Here is an 18,724-nt window from a genome sequence, read left to right as displayed (position 1 = left end):
ATGTTCACCGGTATCGTGACGGACATAGGCACCGTGCGCGCCATCGAGAAGCGTGGCGACACGCGTTTCGTCATCGCCACCCATTACGATCCAGCGGGCATCGATATGGGCGCCTCCATCGCCTGTTCGGGCTGCTGCCTCACCGTGGTGGACAAGGGCGACGATGAAATCGGCAAATGGTTTGCCGTCGATGCCTCCGCCGAGACGCTCGACTGCACCGTGCTGGGCGGCTGGAAAGAGGGTACGCGGATCAATCTGGAACGCGCACTCAAGGCCGGCGACGAGCTGGGCGGTCATGTCGTCTCGGGCCATGTGGACGGGGTGGGGCGTATCGTGTCCATCCGGCCCGATGGCGACTCGAAGCGTTTCACCTTCGAGGCCCCCGCAAGTCTCGCCCGCTACATCGCCTCCAAAGGTTCCATCACCATCAACGGTACTTCGCTCACCGTGAACGAGGTCGAGGACCGGCCCGACGGCAGCTGCCATTTCGGCGTGAACATCATTCCACATACCCAGGACGTCACCACCTGGGGCGGCGCCCGCGAGGGCGATGCGATTAATCTTGAAATTGATATGCTGGCCCGCTATGTCGCGCGCCTGGCTGAGAAGGACTAAGGCCCCGTGTACAAGGAATTTCTGTCGCCCATAGAAGAAGTCATCGAAGACGCGCGCAACGGCAAGATGTTCGTGCTGGTCGATGCGGAGGATCGCGAGAATGAGGGCGATCTCGTCATCCCGGCGCAAATGTGCACGCCGGAAGCGGTCAACTTCATGGCGAAATACGGCCGCGGGCTCATCTGCCTGTCGCTGAATGCGGACCGGGCCAAGGAGCTGAACCTGCAGCTCATGTCGAGCCACAACCAGTCGCGCCATCAGACCGCCTTTACCGTCTCCATCGAGGCGCGCGAGGGCATCTCCACCGGTATCTCCGCGCATGACCGCGCGCATACCGTGTCGGTCGCCATCGACCCGACCAAGAGCGCGCAGGACATCGTGTCGCCCGGCCATGTGTTTCCGCTCGTCGCAAAGGACGGCGGTGTGCTGGTGCGCGCGGGCCATACCGAAGCCGCCGTCGATATCGCAAGGCTTGCCGGTCTTTATCCCGGCGGCGTCATCTGCGAAATCATGAATGATGACGGCACCATGGCACGTTTGCCGGATCTGGTGAATTTCGCGCAGCTTCACGGCCTCAAGATCGCGACCATCGCCGATCTCATCGCTTATCGCCGCCGCTACGACAATTTCATCCGCCGCGCCATCGAGAGCGAGCTGACGAGCGAGTTCGGCGGCGACTTCAAGATGATGGTCTATCAGAACACGGTCGAATATGCCGAGCATATCGCGCTGGTGAAGGGCGATATCTCTACGCCGGAGCCCGTGCTGGTGCGCGTTCACGCCGTCAATATTTTCGACGACGTGCTGGGCGCGTCGGGCCCGCGGTCGTCGGTGCTGAAAGACAGTATGCGGATCATCGGCGAGGAGGGGCGCGGCGTGGTCGTGCTCATCCGCGACACGACCTCCACCGTCATCTCCGACCGGCTGCTCCACAAGGGTGAGGGGGAGAGCGAAGATCAGGGCATGCCGCGCCGCCTGCGCGAATATGGCGTCGGCGCGCAGATCCTGCTCGATCTCGGCATTCACGAAATGGAGCTTCTCTCCGATACGGATCGCAGCCTGGTGGGCCTTGAAGGCTACGGGCTCCGGATCACCGGCCAGCGTTCCGTCTCGGCGGGTGGCGCGAAGGCGAAATCGGTCAAGGAAAAGGCGGAATGAGCGACAACAACCCCCATATCCTCATTGTCGAGGCGCGTTTCTACGAGGATCTGGCCGACGAGCTGGCCCGTGGCGCCATTGCCGAAATCGAGGCGCGCGGCGCCACCTATCAGCGCGTGAGCGTGCCGGGCGTGCTGGAAACGCCCGCGGCGGTCAAATTCGCGCTGGAAGGCATGACCCATGGCGGCCCCTCGGCCCGGTTTGACGGCTATGTCGTTCTGGGCTGCGTGATCCGCGGTGAAACGACGCATTACGAGATCGTTTCCAATGAATCCGCCCGCGCGCTCATGAATTTGACCGTCGATCGCGCCTTGGCTCTTGGCAACGGCATCCAGACAGTGGAAAACGAGGAGCAGGCATGGGCCCGCGCCAACGTTTCCGCCAAGAACAAGGGCGGCGGCGCGGCAAAGGCTTGCCTCGACATGATCGACCTGAAAAAACAGCTCGGGGCCTGAGCCCCGTTCTGACCGTTCTTTGAAAGCGACAGCGCCAAGTGACGAGTAACGCCGAACACGCCGATAACCGGAAAACCGATCCGCGCGCCCGCAGCGCCGCGCGGCTGGGGGCCGTGCAGGCCCTTTACCAGATGGATGTGGCGGGAACGCCGATGGAGGAGGTCATTGCCGAGTTCAAGACCTTCCGTCTGGGCGAGAACATCGAGGACGAGGAGATCGTGGCGGGCGATGCCGCTCATTTCGAGGATCTCGTGCGCGGCGTGCTGCGTGAGCAGCGCGACATCGACACCCATGTGAACCATTCGCTTGCCCGGGGCTGGGCGCTGGCGCGCGTCGATTCCACGCTTCGGGCCATCCTGCGCGCGGGCGCCTATGAGCTGCGCCGCTGCAAGGACGTGCCGGTGAAGGTCGTCATCAACGAATATGTCGATATCGCTCACGCCTTTTTCGAAGGCGACGAGCCGGGCGTCGTGAATGCCGTGCTCGACCGGATGGCGAAGGAAATCCGCTCTCCCGACGCAGGGAAGGGCGCGGGCGGCAGGAAGGCCTGAGCATGGCGGGCGGGAAGGCAGACAGGCCCCGCCCCGGCGAGTTCGAGCTGATCGCCGAGCTGTTCGCGCCGCTTGCGCGCGAGGCCGCCGGTGCTTTCGGTCTCACGGACGATGCCGCGCTTTACCGGGCTGCTCCGGGCAAGGAGACGGTCCTGACCGTCGATGCGATGGTGGAGGGCGTCCATTTCCTCCCTTCAGATCCGCCCGACACGATTGCCCGGAAACTTCTTCGCGTGAACCTCTCCGATCTTGCCGCCAAGGGTGCGCGCCCGCGCGGCTATCTGCTCGTCACGGCGCTTCCCGAGACATGTTCCATGTCGTGGCTGGAAGGCTTTGCGGCCGGACTTGCCGAGGATCAGGCCGCGTTCGGTATCTCGCTCTGGGGCGGCGACACCGTATCGACGCCGGGTCCGCTGACGCTCTCGCTCACCGCCATCGGCGAGGTGGAAGAGGGCGCCATGCTGCCGCGCGGCGGGGCGCAGGCGGGCGATAGGGTCTATGTGACCGGCACCATCGGCGATGCGTCGCTCGGCCTTGCCGTGTTGCGGGAGCAGCTGCATTCAGGTTCGGATGCGGACCGCGCCTTTCTGGCCGACCGGTACCGCCTGCCGCAACCGCGCGTGACGCTCGGGCCCGCGCTTTCCGGCATCGTTTATGCCGCGCTCGATGTGTCGGACGGGCTCGTATCGGATCTGACGCATATGTGCGAAGCCTCCGGCCTTGCCGCCACCATCCGGGCGGCGGACGTTCCTCTTTCGCCCGCGGCGGCGGCCATGCTTCTGGCCGAGAGCGATGTCACATTCGCCTCGCTTCTCACCGGCGGCGACGATTACGAACTGCTCCTTGCCGTGTCCGCCGAAGCGGAAGAGGCGTTTCTTGAAGCTGCCGCTGGGGCAGGGGTGCCGGTCGCTCTTATCGGTCACCTTGAGGAACGGGCGAATCGTACGCCCGAAACGCTGGTTCGGCTCGTCGATGCGGAGGGCGAGCCCATCGCCGTTCCCCATGCGGGTTTCCGCCATTTCTGAGCGTCTTCATGGCCCTGCGGGCGCTTGCGGACCCCTTTATAAAATGAGTGCATCGGTCCGGTTGCTTTCATCTTGAGCATTTGGCATCGTTTTTCCCGCTTAAGAGTATGGCCGGGGAGGTAGAGGGGATTCTCAGGGAGGATTTGGGGAATTTCTCTCGTCTTGTGTTTGTTGCGTGCGTAACGACCGACCTGACCTTCATAAAAATTAAGGACAGAGAGAATGAGCACAATGTGGGCTATCATTGCTTGCGGCGTGCTCGCGATCCTCTATGGCATGTGGGCGATACGCTCCGTGCTGGCAGCGGACGCGGGCAATGAGCGCATGCAAGAAATTGCGAGTGCGATCCAGGAAGGCGCTGCCGCCTATCTCAATCGTCAGTACACGACGATTGCCATCGTGGGCGCCGTCATCTTCATCATCGTTTCCTATCTTCTCGGCATTCGTGTCGGCATCGGTTTCCTTGTCGGCGCCACGCTGTCGGGTCTTGCGGGCTATATCGGCATGCTGGTGTCGGTGCGTGCCAATGTGCGCACGACGCAGGCGTCCGCGACGAGCCTTGCAGCCGGCCTTTCGATCGCTTTCCGCTCCGGTGCGGTGACGGGCATGCTCGTTGCCGGTCTCGCGCTGCTGGCCGTGTCGGTCTATTTCACAGTGCTCACTTTCGGTTTTGGATTGAACCCCGGCGATCGTGAAGTGATCGATGCCATGGTGGCGCTCGGCTTCGGCGCCTCGCTCATCTCCATCTTCGCCCGTCTCGGCGGCGGTATCTTCACCAAGGGTGCGGATGTCGGCGGCGATCTCGTCGGCAAGGTGGAAGCCGGTATCCCGGAAGACGATCCCCGTAACCCGGCCACCATCGCCGATAATGTCGGCGACAATGTCGGCGACTGCGCGGGCATGGCGGCGGACCTTTTCGAGACCTATGCCGTGACCGTGGTAGCGACCATGGTGCTGGCCTCGATCTTCTTCAACGGTGCCGCCGAAACGGCGATGATGACCTATCCGCTCGCTATTGGCGGTGCCTGCATCGTCACCTCCATCATCGGTACGTTCTTCGTACGCCTCGGCAAGAGCCAGAACATCATGGGCGCGCTCTACAAGGGCTTCATCGCCTCGGCGGTGTTGTCGCTGATTGCGCTCTATTTCGTCACCGACTGGGTGGTCGGACTCAATACGGCCTATTCCTTCGATGTCTTCAACTTTACCGGCATGACGCTTTATGTCTGCGGCATTGTCGGTCTGGCGGTGACGGGTCTCATCATCTGGGTGACGGAGTACTACACCGGCGTGAACTTTCGTCCGGTGAAGAGCATTGCCGCCGCCTCGGTAACGGGTCACGGCACGAACGTCATCCAGGGCCTCGCGGTCTCGATGGAGGCTACGGCGCTGCCGGCGATCATCATCGTTGTCGGCATTCTGGTTTCCTTCAACCTTGCGGGTCTGTTCGGTATCGCCATCGCGGTGACGACCATGCTGGCGCTTGCGGGCATGGTGGTCGCGCTCGACGCTTTCGGTCCGGTGACGGACAATGCGGGCGGCATCGCGGAAATGGCGGAACTGCCCGAGGACGTCCGCAAGACGACGGACGCGCTCGACGCGGTCGGCAACACCACCAAGGCGGTGACCAAGGGCTATGCCATCGGGTCCGCCGGTCTCGGTGCGCTGGTGCTCTTCGCGGCCTATACGCAGGACCTGACCTTCTTCTCGGCCAATGCGGATAAGTTCCCGTATTTCGAGGGGGTTGTGCCGGACTTTTCGCTCTCCAATCCCTATGTGGTTGTCGGGCTTTTCGTCGGCGGTTTGTTGCCCTTCCTGTTCGGCTCGATGGGCATGATGGCGGTCGGCCGCGCTGCCGGCTCGATCGTTGAGGAAGTGCGCCGTCAGTTCAAGGCGGATCCGGGCATCATGAAGGGCACGTCGAAGCCTGATTATGCCCGCGCGGTGGATATGCTTACCAAGGCGGCGATCAAGGAAATGATCGTGCCGTCGCTCCTGCCGGTGCTGTCGCCTATCGCGCTCTACTTCCTGATCAACTGGATCGCGGGCAAGTCGGCCGCCTTCTCGTCGGTTGGTGCGATGCTGCTCGGCGTCATCATCACCGGCCTCTTCGTGGCGCTTTCCATGACCGCCGGCGGCGGCGCGTGGGACAACGCCAAGAAGTACATCGAAGACGGCAATTACGGCGGCAAGGGCTCTGAAGCCCATAAGGCGGCCGTGACCGGCGATACGGTCGGCGATCCCTACAAGGATACGGCCGGCCCGGCGGTGAACCCGATGATCAAGATCACGAACATCGTGGCGCTGCTGCTGCTGGCGATCCTCGCGCACTAAGCGCGGGGACCAAAAAGAAAGAGAAAGGCCCCGGCGGAAACGCCGGGGCCTTTTGTTTTGCCCGGGTTGTTTTCGCCCCGGCTCGACTGCGCCTCCCGCGGGATGGCCCGCGACTTGAAGCGTGATTGTCGAACAGGGAAACCGGACGGAAAAACGGCGGAAAACGCTGCTTGGGCCGTCCGCGTTTCTAACAAATGTCCGATCGGGACGCGGTCATGTGTCAATTCGGGATGGGAGTGCAGGGATGACGGGGCAAGGCCAGGCGGCGGGCACGCGAATTGTTCCCGATTCCATATCCGTGCTGCTCGATGTATCGCGGGTCTTTCTCGCTCTTGCGGTCGCCGGCGCGCACTGGACCCAGAGCTATTTCCAGCCGGACTGGCCCGATCTGACGATCTTCGGCGTCGCCGCGGTCGGGGGCTTCTTCGTTCTGAGCGGCTACACCATCCGGATGATCTATCCGGACGGAAAATCCTTCGATGAGGGCCGCTATTATGTCGACCGCCTGTCGCGGCTCTGGTCGGTCGCCTTGCCGGCGCTCGTCGCCACGATCTGTCTCGACGCGGTTTCGCGCTATGCCGCGCCGGATTTCTATATGAGCAATTGGGGTGGGGAGGCGGACCATCCGATTTTCCGGATTTTCGCCAATGTCGGCTTCCTTACCCAGCTCTGGGGCTACAGCATCTATCCGCTGTCCAATTCGCCTTTCTGGTCGCTCGGCTACGAAGCCGCCTTTTATCTGATGTACGGCCTTTATCTCTCCCGCCGTTACATGTTGCTCGGCCTGACCGCGCTGCTGCTCGGCCCCAACATCCTCTTCATGGCGGTCGTCTGGATCGGCGGGGCGGCGCTTTACGACGTCTACAGCCGCAAGGAGAGGAAGACGGGGACGGGCATTCGCCTCTTCGTCGCAGGGGGCGCCGTCGCGGTGATGGGGCTTGCCGCCGTCGACCTCAATGGCTTTGCCGAAACGATCCGGCAGGTGATCGACGTCTTCTTCGGCATGCTGCATGTGGACCCGGCGCGCGTATCGGTGTCGCTGGTTCTGCCGTCCATTGCCGCGCTTGCGGTTTTCGCCTGGGTGTTCTGGGCGCTGGACCTTTACGGCGAGCGGATCGCGGTGCCGGACCGGTTGAAGGCGATCGCCCGCAAGGTCGGCGATGCGACTTTCCCGATCTACCTGTTCCACTTTCCGATTTTCGTCTGCGTCGCCGCGCTCGGGCTCTACGACGTGCACTCCACCTGGCAGAAGCTCGCCGTCTTCGTCTGCGTCATCGGCGTCACCTTCCTGATCACGCCCTGGACGAACGTGCTGAAAGACATCCTGCGCCGGCGCCTGCGGTCAGGCGTCGGCTATGTCAGGTTGAGGTTCGCCTGAGGATCAGTTGCCCGGCTGCGGCTTGCTCGCACCCGCATTGTTGTAGCGGCCGATATTGGAGAAGAGCTGTTCGAGAACCGTCATCTCCTTGCCGCGGGTGGGCGTCTTGCGGTCGACGAAATTGATCACCCGGCCGTCTTCCAGCCCGTAATAGGCGACATCGTCCACCACGCCGGATTTGTCGAAATAGATGGCAGCGACCTTGCGGTCGACCTCTTCGGGCGCGTAAAAGGCGTAGGTTTCGAACTTGCTGGAAATGTAATACCAGGCTTCGCCGCGGACGGTGGAAACGGTCGAGGGCGTCCCGAGGAGCTGTCTTATCTGCTCGCGGCTGTCGCCGGGATGTACCTGCTTCAGGTCTTTCGCGTCGAAGATGTAACCGCGCTCTTCCACGACGGGTGCGCAGGCGACCGTCAGCGTGGCGCTGGTCGCGATCAGGGATGCGGCCAGGACGGCCTTGAGCTTACGGCGCGGGTGAGCGGACTTCATGGCGTGACTGCCTCCTCGACACATCTTCTTCATGCGTTGACCTACCCCTGTCGGCAACTAAATTCAATCGGCATGTCAGGCCGCGCTTTCAGCTCCCGACGGGTCGGGCAGGAGATTACCGAATGATATGGAACAAATTGTTTCGCCGTCCCCAAAACGATGACGCGGCCTTCCGGCTTTACCGGGCGGTAAGCGATCAGGCGCGCCGGGCGGAATTCTATCGTCATGCGGGCGTTCCCGATACCGTGGAAAGCCGTTTCGAGATGGTTGCGCTTCACGCCTTTCTGGCGATGCACCGGCTGAAACAGGGCGGAGACGAGGCCAAGGCCCTCGGGCAGCGCTTTTTCGACGTGTTTTTCGACGATCTGGACCAGACCATGCGCGAAATGGGCGTCGGCGATCTCAGCGTCGGCAAGAAGGTCAAGAAGCTCGCTTCCTCCTTTTATGGGCGGATTTCGGCCTATGAGGCGGGCTTGGCGGGCGGTTCCGAGACCTTGCAGGAGGCGATTCGGCGCAATATCTACGGCGATGCGGCCGTGGACAGGGCTCAGCTCACGCTGATCGCGGCCTATGTGGGCCGGGCGGCCTCGGCGCTGAGGGCGCAGCCCGAAAAGGCGCTGATTGCCGGCGAAATCCGGTTTCCCGAGCCGCCGGTTGCGGAAGATCTCGCCGCCACGCGCGCCGCTCAGGGCATCGGATCGCCCGAAGCCCATGACATTTCGGCCTGAGGAGCAGCTTTTGAGCGACCCAGCGAATAACAAGGACAGCAAGCCGGAATTCCGCCGCCTCGTGTCGGCCAATGACGTGCCGCCCAAGGGCACGGCCATTCCTTTCGAGGCCGATGAGGCCGAATGCGCGGCGCTGGCCCGCCGCTTCGGAATTCCAGGCATTTCGCGGCTTTCCGGCGTGGCGAAGCTGCGGCCGTGGCGCAAGACGGGGCTGACCCTCGATTGCAGCTATGAAGCCGATCTCATGCGCGAATGCGTCGTGACGCTGGAGCCGATGAGCGAGGAGATTTCGGAGGAATTCACCCTGCATTTCCTGCCCGACGACCAGATCGAGCGGGATGCGCGCTTTTCAGGAGCCGATGAGAAGGAGATTCTCATCGATCCGGAAGCGGTGGAGCCGCCGGAGCCGTTTCTGGCCGGTGGCCGGGTGGACTATGGCGAAGCGGTGGCCGAGCAGCTCTCGCTGGCCATGGAGCCTTATCCGCGCAAGCCCGGCGCGGCGCTCGAAGAGCCTGCCGAGGCGGCCCCGCAGGAAGAGGCGGACGCTGGGGAAGAGCGTGAAAACCCCTTTGCAATATTGGAAAAACTCAAGAAAAACGACTAATCGCATACCCCGGTCGAGACAAGACGGCCTTGTTTGATGGGTATTGTATCGGGGTATGATGGCTGTATGTTCGGGCGCGCGAGTCTGATCCGCGGGACCCTTCCCGGGTCGATTCGCCTGTTAAACCCCGATTTGTCGCGAAGCCGGGGTATTGAGCCGTTTCAGGAGGGGCTGGAGTGACGCGAGGACTAACGATATCCGTGGACGGGATGGGTGGCGATCACGGCCCCGAGACCGTGATCGGCGGCATCGACATCGCGTCGGTCCGACATCCCGATGTGCGCTTCCTCGTCTATGGCGACGAGGAAAAGCTGAAGGCGGTGATGGAGCGGTTTCCGCGCGTCGCCTCGGTCAGCGAGATCCATCACTGCGACGTTTCCATTTCCATGGACGACAAGCCGAGCCAGGCGCTCCGGCGCGGCCGCAAGGTCTCCAGCATGTGGCAGGCCATCGACGCGGTGAAGGAAGGGCAGGCGCAGGCCGTTGTTTCCGCCGGCAATACCGGCGCGCTCATGGCCATGTCCATGTTCATCCTGAAGACGCTCGCTCATGTGGAGCGGCCGGCCATCTCCGCGCTCTGGCCGACCACGCGCGGCGAAAGCGTGGTGCTGGATGTCGGCGCCACCATCGGGCCGGATGCAAAGCAGCTCGTGCAGTTCGCGGCGATGGGCGAGGCCTATGCCCGCGTCATCTTCAATGTCGACAAGCCGACCGTCGGCCTCCTCAATATCGGCGAGGAGGAAGTGAAGGGCACCGAGCAGGTGAAAGCCGCCGCGCAGATGCTGCGCGAGAGCGACCTTCCCATCGTCTTCAAGGGCTTCGTCGAGGGCGACGATCTCGGCAAGGGCACGGTCGATGTCGTGGTCACCGACGGGTTTACCGGCAATATCGCGCTGAAGACCGCCGAGGGTACGGCGCGGCAGATTTCCGAATATCTGCGTGCGGCCATCTCCCGGTCGCTGATGGCGAAGATCGGATATTTCTTTGCGCAAGGCGCCTTCAAGGCGCTGTCCACGCGGCTCGATCCGCGCGCCAATAATGGCGGTCTCTTTCTCGGCCTGAACGGGCTGGTGGTGAAGAGCCATGGCGGCACGGATGCGCTGGGGTTTGCCGCGGCCATCGACGTGGCCGTCGATGTGGCGTCGGCGGACCTTCTCAACAAGATCGTGACCGATCTCGGTCATTTGGACGGGTTGGAACAACTCGCGAGCGGCCGCAATGGCGGCAAACAGGACACTCAAGAATCCGAGGCAGCTCTGCCGTGACATCAGTAAGAAGTATCGTGACCGGCACCGGCAGCTATCTGCCGGAACGGATCATGACGAATGAAGATCTCTCCAAGGTTGTAGAAACCACGGACGACTGGATCACCGAGCGGACCGGCATCAAGAGCCGGCACATCGCGGCGGAGGGGGAACTCACCTCCGACCTAGCGCTGCATGCGGCGCGGGCGGCGATCGCCGATGCGGGCATCGACGTGCAGGAGATCGACACGATCATCATGGCGACGACGACGCCGGACAATACCTTCCCGGCGACGGCGACCACCGTGCAGTCGGGGCTCGGCCTCGGTCATGGCGCGGCCTTCGATATTCAGGCGGTCTGCTCCGGTTTCGTTTACGCGCTCACCATTGCCGATACCTTCATCCGGGCCGGCCAGTCGAAGACGGCGCTGGTCATCGGCGCGGAGACCTTTTCCCGGCTGCTGGACTGGACGGACCGCACGACCTGCGTGCTGTTCGGCGACGGGGCCGGCGCCATGGTCGTCCAGGCGGGCGAGGGCGACGGGACGAATGCGGACCGGGGCATTCTCACCGCGCATCTGCATTCCGACGGCCGCCTGAAGGACAAGCTCTATGTCGATGGTGGCCCGTCCTCCACCGGCACGGTCGGCCATGTCCGCATGGAAGGCCGCGAGGTGTTCCGGCACGCGGTGGTGAATATCGCCGAGGCCATCAGCGAGTCGCTCGAGGCGACCGGCCTTGGTGTGGACGACATCGACTGGTTCGTGCCGCATCAGGCCAACAAGCGCATTCTGGACAGCACCGCCAAGCGGATCGGCCTGCCGCCTGAAAAGGTGGTGATGACGGTGGCCGATCACGGCAACACCTCGGCGGCCTCCGTGCCGCTCGCTTTCGACGCGGCGCTCAAGGATGGCCGAATCAAGAAGGGCGATCTCGTTCTGCTCGAAGCGATGGGCGGCGGGTTTACCTGGGGATCGCTCTTGCTGCGCTATTGAGCCCGACGCGCAGGACATATTGCGGTAATCTATGAAACGGCCGATTAGAAAAAGCTGCCAATTCATTGATATTGACGGGTTTCTGGGCTAGCCCTACGCTTAGTGACGAAATTGCAGAGGTGCGGCGATGGGGGATACGATCACGCGCGCTCATCTGAGCGAAGCGGTTTATCAGGAAGTCGGCTTGTCGCGGAACGAGTCGGCCGATCTGGTCGAACGGGTATTGCAGGAAATTTCGGATTGTCTTGCCGGCGGCGACACGGTGAAGCTGTCGTCCTTCGGTTCGTTCTCCGTCCGGCAAAAGGGCGGCCGGATGGGCCGTAACCCGAAGACGGGCGAGGAAGTGCCGATCAAACCGCGGCGCGTTCTCGTCTTCCGTCCAAGCCATGTCTTGAAGGAACGCATCAACGATGCGTTGAGCAGCAAGGCCGCTGCGGCGGACTGAAGCTCTCAAGTACCGGCGCTCCCGTCGGGTTCGCGTAGAATATGGTAAGATCTGTGGTCGGAAACCGGATTGAGGACGGTCGGCAAGTGCCTCATTCTACAGCACAAAAGTCTCCTGAAGCTTTTCGCACAATCAGCGAAGTCGCGGCCGATCTCGACGTGCCGCAGCATGTGCTGCGCTTCTGGGAAAGCAAGTTCAGCCATATCCGCCCGCTGAAGCGCGGCGGCGGGCGGCGCTATTACCGTCCCGAAGATGTGGACCTTCTGCGCGGCGTGCGCGCGCTTCTCTACAATGACGGCTATACCATCAAGGGTGTACAGAAGGTCTTTCGCGAGCAGGGCGCGAAGTTCGTTTCCGAGACCGGCCGGGGCACCGCCGATGCCTCGGTCGCCGAGCTTGCCCGCGAAGCGGTACAGCGTTCAGACCATGAGGGCGCGGAGGAAGACGTCCAGGCGGGCGGCGCTTCCATCGACGCCGCAGGGCGCCAGCGGCTCTCGCGTATTCTCGACGATCTCGTCACCTTGAAGGAAGAGATCGACGAGACTCTCTGGGAAGAGGAAGAAGACGAAAATTAAGGTCGGATGCACCGTTTTCTGCGGTTGCCGAGCCGAAAGGGCGCGTCTATAGTCCGCGCCTTCACAGCCGACGGAGCGTAGCGCAGCCCGGTAGCGCACTTGTCTGGGGGACAAGGGGTCGTGGGTTCGAATCCCGCCGCTCCGACCAATTTGTGAAGACTAAGGGCCGCTCGTCTAATCGACGGGCGGCCCTTTTCTTTTGCGCGAAGCTGGGGCACATTGCGGCCCAATCGGCGCTCACCCTCGACCGACGAGACGGGTGCCCCGTTCAGCTTTTATCTGCCGGAGTTTTTCGATGGCCAACATCATCCCCATCGCCCTGTTTTTCGTAGCGATCCTGTTCTTCAACTATCTGAAGACCGGCCGGCTGATGTGATCGGATTTCGGCCTATTCCTCTTCGGGGTCGGGCCGGACCATCCAGATAATCAGATATTTCATCGGGAACGCCCAGATCACGCCTGCCGTCAGGTAGTAGATGAACTGGAGGAAGCCGTTATCCGGCAGGTGGCTGACCGCAATGGTCATCACCAGAAAAGCGTAGAGCGTCAGGAAGACCAGAAGCACGATGGTGCCGATCAGCTTCCTGGTGCGGATATTGAGGCGCATGTCCGTCTCCATTGAGAATGCCACCTGATAGGACATTCTCAGGCCCGGGGCAAAGCCCCGATCATGAAAAGGGGAGAGCAAAGCCCTCCTCGGAGCGCTCTCCGGCCTCACCTTCATGACCAAAAATTCAGCTTCGAAAGCGGCGCCGCGGCCTTTCCCGGGCTGGGCTTTTCGCGTCGGGCGCGCTAAATCAGCCTCATGACCGCACAGCGCATCGAAACCGGCCCCTCATCTCATCCCTCGGCGCACCTGGGCCATAAGCCCGAAGCCAATCGCCAGATCGCCATCTGGCTTTTCGGCGTGGCCGCGCTCATCTTCGTGATGGTGGTTGTCGGCGGGCTGACCCGGCTTACCGAGTCGGGGCTTTCGATCACCGAGTGGAAGCCGGTGACGGGCGCGCTCCCGCCGCTGAGCCAGACCGACTGGCAGCGCGAGTTCGACCTCTACAAGCAGATTCCCCAATATGCCGCGCTCAACAAGGGGATGTCGCTGTCGGAGTTCAAGCAGATCTATTGGTGGGAATGGGGGCACAGGCTGCTCGGCCGTCTCATCGGCTTTGCCTTCCTCATTCCGTTCCTCTGGTTTGCCTTCACGAAGAAGGTCGAGCGCGCATTGGTGCCGAAGCTCGCCATTCTGTTCGTGCTGGGCGGCCTGCAGGGCGCGCTTGGCTGGTGGATGGTGAAGAGCGGCCTCGTGCACCGCACGGAGGTCAGCCAGTACCGGCTCGCGGCGCATCTGACGCTCGCCCTCATTCTCTTCGCCTATATTTTCTGGACGGGGTTGAGCCTGTGGCGCAGCAGCCGCGATGCGGTGTCCCATGCGCCGGACGCGGGGAGTGGGCTTTCCACCGCCGCCCGCTGGCTGATCGCGGGGTTCTTCCTGCAGATCGTGCTGGGCGCTTTCGTGGCGGGCACGCGGGCGGGCTTCATCCACAATACATGGCCGCTCATTCAGGGTGCCTTCTTCGCGCCGGAGGGGCTTTTCCACCTTCAGCCCTGGTGGTCGAACTTCTTCGAGAATCTACTCACCGTGCAGTATCAGCACCGCATGTTCGCCTATGTGCTGGTGATCCTGACGGGCTGGCATTGGTGGCGCGTCCGCGCGAGCGGCGTGGCGGACGCAAGGCTCTCGGCCAACTGCCTACTGGCCGCCGTGCTGGCGCAAGTCGTTCTCGGCATCGGCACGCTGGTCATGGTGGTGCCGATCCCCATGGGCGCGGCGCATCAGGCGGGCGCCGTCATCGTGCTCGCCGCCGCCGTCTGGCACGCCCACCGGCTGACGCCGTCCGCAAGGCTGGGCGTGGCGACAGGCTGATCTACACCCTTTGATGTCATCCCGGGATTATCTCACGACGCGGATCTCGGATGTTTCGGCATTGCGAATCAGATAAGCGCGTGCTTATCTGATTGCATGATCGAGAACGACATATTCAAGGCTCTGGCCGATCCGACGCGCCGCGCGATCTTCGAAAAGCTCGCAAGCGGCACGATGAATGCCAGCGCCTTGCGCGAGGGCATGGAGATCAGCCAGCCGGCCATGTCCCAGCATCTTGCCGTGCTGCGCAATGCGAAGCTGGTGCGCGAGCAGCGGCAGGGGCGTTTCGTGAATTACGAGGTCGATCCCGACGGGCTGGCGCTTATCGCCGAATGGCTCGCGAAATACCGTGCCTATTGGCCGGCGCGGATCGATGCGTTGAAGGCTCTGCTGAAGGATATGGACCCATGAGCAAGCTGAAGACCGAAGAACGGCCGCGGGAACTGGTGCAGGAATATGAACTCGATGCACCGCCGGAGAAAGTCTGGCGCGCGGTGAGCGACCCCGCCTTTCGTAAGAAATGGCTGCCGGGCCGCGATCTGGCCGATGCCGAGCCGGTATCGGTGGAGACGGGCGAGGAAATTCGTTACCGGATGCGCGATGACGAACCGCCTTACCTTGAAAGCATCGTCGCGTTTCAGCTCCGGCCCGATGAACGGGGCGGGACGATCCTGACGATCGTTCACGGGCTGGCCGATGCACGGCTGCTGCCGCCCGCGTCGAACAACAACGAGTCCGTGATGATGCGCGCCGCCTGACGCGCAGGGCTTTCACCGTCACATTCAGAAGAAAGGAATTCGCCGATGCGCGAAGCGATGCAACTCGTCCCTATGGTCGTCGAACAGTCGAGCCGCGGCGAACGCTCTTTCGACATTTATTCCCGCCTGCTGCGCGAGAGGATCATCTTCCTGAATGGCGAGGTGAACGACACCGTCTCCGCTCTGGTCTGTGCGCAGCTGTTGTTTCTGGAAGCGGAAAATCCCAAGAAGCCGATCCAGCTCTATATCAATTCGCCCGGTGGCGTCGTGACCAGCGGTTTCGCCATGTACGACACGATGCGCTACATCAAGGCGCCCGTGCATACGCTCTGCATGGGGACGGCCTGCTCGATGGGGTCGTTTCTGCTGATGGCGGGCGAACCCGGCCAGCGCGCGGCGCTCCCCAATGTCAGCATCCTGATCCATCAGCCTTCGGGCGGCTTTCAGGGGCAGGCGTCCGACATTCTCATTCATGCTGAAGAAACTCTGCGCACCAAGAAGCGCATCACAAAGGCTTACGCCGAGCATTGCGGACGCTCTTACGAGGAGTTCGAACAGGCGATGGACCGGGACCGCTTCATGACGGCGGAGCAGGCGCTCGAATGGGGGCTCATCGACCGCATCCTTACCGAGCGCGGGATGGGCGCGGCGCCTGAGGCGAACTGAATAAAAAAAAGCCACCCCGGTTTTGCCGGGGTGGCTTCTCTAGTTCTTCGATCCCGTTGGATCAGGCCAGCGCCTGTTCCAGATCGGCGATGATGTCTTTCGCATCCTCGATGCCGACGGAGAGGCGCACCACGTCGGGGCCTGCGCCCGCCGCGGTTTGCTGTTCTTCCGAGAGCTGACGATGCGTCGTGGAGGCCGGGTGGATGATGAGGCTGCGTGTATCGCCCACATTGGCGAGATGGCTCAGCAGCTTCACCGAATTCACCAGCTTCACGCCCGCGTCATATCCGCCTTCTACGCCGAAGGTGAAGACCGCGCCCGCGCCTTTGGGCGAGTATTTCTTCATCAGCTCGTGATGCGGGTCGCCGGGCAGGCCCGCATAGGACACCCAGCTCACCTTGGGATGGTCTTTCAGGAAGGTCGCCACTTCCAGCGCATTGTCGCAATGGCGCTGCATGCGCAGCGGCAGCGTTTCGATGCCCGTCAGGATCATGAAGGAATTGAAGGGCGAGATGGCCGGGCCGAGGTCGCGCAGGCCCAGCACGCGGCAGGCGATGGCGAAGGCGATATTGCCGAAGGTCTCATGCAGCTTCATGCCGTGATAGCTCTCGCACGGCTCGCTGAGCGTCGGGTACTTGCCGTCCTTCGACCAGTCGAAGCCGCCGCCATCGACGATGACGCCGCCCATGGAATTGCCGTGACCGCCCAGGAACTTCGTCATGGAATGGACGACGATGTCCGCGCCATGCGCCAGCGGGTTGCACAGATAGGGCGAGGCCAGCGTGTTGTCGACGACGAGCGGAATACCCGCCTCATGCGCGATATCGGCAATCGCCTTGATGTCCGTCACCACGCCGCCGGGATTGGCCAGGCTTTCGATGAAGACGGCCTTGGTCTTCTTGCCGATGGCGGCCTTCACATTCGCCGGGTCGGACACGTCCACCCAATCGACTTCCCAGCCGAACTTCTTGAAGGCATGGCCGAACTGGTTGATGGAGCCGCCGTAGAGCTGCTTGGCCGCCACGAAATGATCGCCCGGTTCCAGCATGGTGTGGAAGACGAGAAGCTGCGCTGCGTGGCCGGATGAGACGCCGAGCGCCGCCGTGCCGCCTTCCAGCGCCGCGACGCGTTCTTCCAGCACCGCCGTCGTCGGGTTGGTGATGCGCGTATAGATGTTGCCGAAGGCCTGCAGGCCGAAGAGCTGCGAGGCGTGGTCCGCATCGTCGAAAGCGAAGGAAGTCGTCTGGTAGATCGGCGTCGCGCGCGCGCCCGTGGTCGGGTCCGGCTGCGCTCCGGCGTGAATGGCAAGCGTGTTGAAAGCCTGGTCGCTCATTTTTCTGTCCTGTCTTCTTTCGGTGTCATCCCGGCGGAAGCCGGGATCCATAGGCTGTTGTTCTCGATGCGCCATGACGTGCCCACCCTTACGTTCAAGGAGGGCGGGGCATGACGGCGATTGTCGTTCCGTTTCTACAATCCCAGTTTCGGTATCTCTATCTTCGGGCAGTGGTCCATCACCACGTCGAGGCCCGCGGCCTCGGCGCGTTTCGCGGCGTCTTCATTGACGACCCCGAGCTGCATCCACACCGCCTTGGCGCCGATGGCAATTGCCTCGTCGGTCACGCCGCCCGCCGCGTCGGAATTGCGGAACACATCCACCATGTCCACGGGCTCTTCGATGTCGGCCAGCGCCCCGGCGACCGTCTCGCCGTTGATCTCCTGACCGGCAAGGCCGGGGTTCACCGGGATCACGCGATAGCCCTTCGACTGAAGGAAGGCCATCACCTTGTTGCTGTCGCGCTCGGGCTTGTTGCTCGCACCCACCAGCGCAATCACTTTCGCGCTGCGCAAGATTTTCTCGATGGTCTCGGGCTCGCTTGCCATGTCTATCGGTCTTCCCATTTCGGTTCGCGTTTCTCGATGAAGGCGCCGATGCCTTCTTCCGCGTCGCGGGCGAGCATATTGCGCACCATCACCTCGCTTGCATAGTCGTAAGCCTCGCCGACGCCCATTTCGAGCTGGTCGTAAAAGGCCTCCTTGCCGATAGAGACGGTGAGGGCGGATTTCGACGCAATGATGTCGGCAAAGTGATGCACCGCTGCGTCGAGTTCATCCGCCGTCACGACCTTGTTCACGAGCCCCATTTCGGCGGCGCGCGCGGCGGGGATCATTTCGCCCGTCAGCAGCATTTCCATCGCATGTTTGCGCGTCACATTGCGCGACAGGGCGACCATGGGCGTCGAACAGAAGAGCCCGATATTGACGCCGGGCGTGGCGAATTTCGCTTCCTCCGCCGCCACGGCGAGATCGCAGCTCGCAACAAGCTGGCAGCCCGCGGCCGTCGCGATGCCGTGCACGCGTGCGATCACCGGCTTGGGGCTGCGCATCACCGCCTGCATCAGCGTCGAGCACTGCTTCATCGTCTTTTCGAAGAAGGCGCGGCCCCGGTCTTCGGCCTGCCTTGCATTGGTGAGTTCCTTGAGGTCGTGCCCGGCGCAGAAGCTCGGCCCGTTCCCCGCCAGGATTACGGCCCTCACGGTGCTGTCTTCGGCGACCTTGTGAAGCTCCGCCGTCAGCGCCTCCATCAGCGCGCCCGACAGGCTGTTCCGCTGTTTCGGGCGGTTCAGCGTCAGGGTCGCGATCCCGCCCGCATCCTCGCGCAGCAGGATCGGTTCGGCGGTGGCCGCTTGTTCGGCTGGCTGGCTCATGGCGCTCTCCCTTTATGTTTTGGGGCAGCATAGCGGGATGGGGAGGGGGTGTCAGGTGGTGTCGATTTCTTCGTCATG

22 protein-coding genes and 1 tRNA gene are annotated in these 18,724 nt (G+C 62.7%); 18 read left to right on the top strand and 5 right to left on the bottom strand.

Annotation, left to right across the window (positions count from 1 at the left end; all coding sequences use genetic code 11):
* From CMI59_RS07905 to CMI59_RS07875, 7 genes are all read left to right on the top strand, one after another.
* Positions 1–615, top strand: coding sequence for a riboflavin synthase (locus tag CMI59_RS07905; RefSeq protein ID WP_293326973.1), 615 nt, complete (start codon positions 1–3; stop codon positions 613–615).
* A 6-nt stretch (positions 616–621) separates the two neighbouring features.
* The gene (gene ribB, locus CMI59_RS07900) at positions 622–1,773 is read left to right on the top strand and encodes a 3,4-dihydroxy-2-butanone-4-phosphate synthase (RefSeq protein ID WP_293326971.1); all 1,152 of its coding nucleotides are present in this window, start codon (positions 622–624) and stop codon (positions 1,771–1,773) included.
* Positions 1,770–2,228 (top strand): 6,7-dimethyl-8-ribityllumazine synthase, encoded by a 459-nt coding sequence (gene ribH, locus CMI59_RS07895; protein ID WP_293326969.1) that lies wholly within the window; start codon positions 1,770–1,772, stop codon positions 2,226–2,228. Before ribB ends, ribH begins: the two co-directional genes overlap by 4 nt.
* Positions 2,229–2,266: 38 nt before the next feature.
* Positions 2,267–2,779 carry a transcription antitermination factor NusB gene (nusB, locus tag CMI59_RS07890; RefSeq protein ID WP_293326966.1) on the top strand — a complete coding sequence of 171 codons (513 nt, stop codon included), beginning with the start codon at positions 2,267–2,269 and terminating at the stop codon, positions 2,777–2,779.
* Positions 2,780–2,781: 2 nt separating this feature from the next.
* Positions 2,782–3,804 carry a thiamine-phosphate kinase gene (thiL, locus tag CMI59_RS07885; protein ID WP_293326964.1) on the top strand — a complete coding sequence of 341 codons (1,023 nt, stop codon included), beginning with the start codon at positions 2,782–2,784 and terminating at the stop codon, positions 3,802–3,804.
* A 222-nt stretch (positions 3,805–4,026) separates the two neighbouring features.
* Positions 4,027–6,138 (top strand): sodium-translocating pyrophosphatase, encoded by a 2,112-nt coding sequence (locus CMI59_RS07880; RefSeq protein ID WP_293326962.1) that lies wholly within the window; start codon positions 4,027–4,029, stop codon positions 6,136–6,138.
* A 244-nt stretch (positions 6,139–6,382) separates the two neighbouring features.
* Complete coding sequence (locus CMI59_RS07875; RefSeq protein ID WP_293326960.1) at positions 6,383–7,516, top strand: acyltransferase family protein; 1,134 nt, start codon at positions 6,383–6,385, stop codon at positions 7,514–7,516.
* A 3-nt stretch (positions 7,517–7,519) separates the two neighbouring features.
* On the opposite strand, the gene CMI59_RS07870 is transcribed toward CMI59_RS07875, so the two are convergent.
* Positions 7,520–8,005: an outer membrane protein assembly factor BamE gene (locus CMI59_RS07870; RefSeq protein WP_293326958.1), complete on the bottom strand. Its 486-nt coding sequence runs from the start codon at positions 8,003–8,005 to the stop codon at positions 7,520–7,522.
* 122 nt (positions 8,006–8,127) lie between these two features.
* Between CMI59_RS07870 and CMI59_RS07865 the strand changes: the two genes are divergently transcribed.
* The 7 genes from CMI59_RS07865 (at position 8,128) to CMI59_RS07835 (ending at position 12,744) form a co-directional block, all read left to right on the top strand.
* Positions 8,128–8,733, top strand: a complete 606-nt coding sequence (locus CMI59_RS07865; RefSeq protein ID WP_293326956.1) for a ubiquinol-cytochrome C chaperone family protein — start codon at positions 8,128–8,130, stop codon at positions 8,731–8,733.
* 10 nt (positions 8,734–8,743) lie between these two features.
* Positions 8,744–9,337 carry a DUF177 domain-containing protein gene (locus CMI59_RS07860; RefSeq protein ID WP_293326954.1) on the top strand — a complete coding sequence of 198 codons (594 nt, stop codon included), beginning with the start codon at positions 8,744–8,746 and terminating at the stop codon, positions 9,335–9,337.
* Positions 9,338–9,513: 176 nt separating this feature from the next.
* Positions 9,514–10,602 (top strand): phosphate acyltransferase PlsX, encoded by a 1,089-nt coding sequence (plsX, locus tag CMI59_RS07855; protein WP_293326952.1) that lies wholly within the window; start codon positions 9,514–9,516, stop codon positions 10,600–10,602.
* A complete protein-coding gene (locus CMI59_RS07850; protein WP_293326950.1) occupies positions 10,599–11,576 on the top strand; it encodes a beta-ketoacyl-ACP synthase III in 978 nt (325 codons plus the stop codon). Before plsX ends, CMI59_RS07850 begins: the two co-directional genes overlap by 4 nt.
* A 127-nt stretch (positions 11,577–11,703) precedes the next feature.
* Complete coding sequence (locus CMI59_RS07845) at positions 11,704–12,021, top strand: integration host factor subunit alpha (protein ID WP_167089382.1); 318 nt, start codon at positions 11,704–11,706, stop codon at positions 12,019–12,021.
* Between the two features lie 86 nt (positions 12,022–12,107).
* Positions 12,108–12,596 carry a MerR family transcriptional regulator gene (locus CMI59_RS07840; protein WP_293326946.1) on the top strand — a complete coding sequence of 163 codons (489 nt, stop codon included), beginning with the start codon at positions 12,108–12,110 and terminating at the stop codon, positions 12,594–12,596.
* A gap of 71 nt (positions 12,597–12,667) precedes the next feature.
* Positions 12,668–12,744 (top strand) — tRNA-Pro (locus tag CMI59_RS07835).
* A gap of 240 nt (positions 12,745–12,984) precedes the next feature.
* Here the strand turns inward: CMI59_RS07835 and CMI59_RS07830 are convergent.
* Positions 12,985–13,203: a DUF2842 domain-containing protein gene (locus CMI59_RS07830; RefSeq protein ID WP_293326944.1), complete on the bottom strand. Its 219-nt coding sequence runs from the start codon at positions 13,201–13,203 to the stop codon at positions 12,985–12,987.
* Between the two features lie 198 nt (positions 13,204–13,401).
* Here CMI59_RS07830 and CMI59_RS07825 point away from each other — a divergent pair, with 198 nt between their 5' ends.
* The 4 genes from CMI59_RS07825 (at position 13,402) to CMI59_RS07810 (ending at position 15,941) form a co-directional block, all read left to right on the top strand.
* Positions 13,402–14,517: a COX15/CtaA family protein gene (locus CMI59_RS07825; protein WP_293326942.1), complete on the top strand. Its 1,116-nt coding sequence runs from the start codon at positions 13,402–13,404 to the stop codon at positions 14,515–14,517.
* Positions 14,518–14,613: 96 nt separating this feature from the next.
* Complete coding sequence (locus CMI59_RS07820; RefSeq protein WP_293326940.1) at positions 14,614–14,928, top strand: metalloregulator ArsR/SmtB family transcription factor; 315 nt, start codon at positions 14,614–14,616, stop codon at positions 14,926–14,928.
* The gene (locus CMI59_RS07815) at positions 14,925–15,275 is read left to right on the top strand and encodes an SRPBCC domain-containing protein (RefSeq protein WP_293326938.1); all 351 of its coding nucleotides are present in this window, start codon (positions 14,925–14,927) and stop codon (positions 15,273–15,275) included. The genes CMI59_RS07820 and CMI59_RS07815 overlap by 4 nt, the downstream gene beginning before the upstream one ends.
* 45 nt (positions 15,276–15,320) lie before the next feature.
* The gene (locus CMI59_RS07810; RefSeq protein ID WP_293326936.1) at positions 15,321–15,941 is read left to right on the top strand and encodes an ATP-dependent Clp protease proteolytic subunit; all 621 of its coding nucleotides are present in this window, start codon (positions 15,321–15,323) and stop codon (positions 15,939–15,941) included.
* Between the two features lie 61 nt (positions 15,942–16,002).
* Here the strand turns inward: CMI59_RS07810 and CMI59_RS07805 are convergent, their stop codons facing one another.
* From CMI59_RS07805 to CMI59_RS07795, 3 genes are all read right to left on the bottom strand, one after another.
* Positions 16,003–17,274: an O-acetylhomoserine aminocarboxypropyltransferase gene (locus CMI59_RS07805; RefSeq protein WP_293326934.1), complete on the bottom strand. Its 1,272-nt coding sequence runs from the start codon at positions 17,272–17,274 to the stop codon at positions 16,003–16,005.
* A gap of 134 nt (positions 17,275–17,408) precedes the next feature.
* Positions 17,409–17,822 carry a CoA-binding protein gene (locus tag CMI59_RS07800; protein WP_293326932.1) on the bottom strand — a complete coding sequence of 138 codons (414 nt, stop codon included), beginning with the start codon at positions 17,820–17,822 and terminating at the stop codon, positions 17,409–17,411.
* Positions 17,823–17,824: 2 nt separating this feature from the next.
* Positions 17,825–18,646, bottom strand: coding sequence for an enoyl-CoA hydratase (locus CMI59_RS07795; RefSeq protein WP_293326930.1), 822 nt, complete (start codon positions 18,644–18,646; stop codon positions 17,825–17,827).
* Positions 18,647–18,724: the final 78 nt, after the last annotated feature.

Source organism: Parvibaculum sp., assembly GCF_002684405.1.
GTDB lineage: Bacteria > Pseudomonadota > Alphaproteobacteria > Parvibaculales > Parvibaculaceae > Parvibaculum.
Note: the sequence above shows the minus strand (reverse complement) of the source record. Positions and strands in the feature narration are given on the sequence as shown.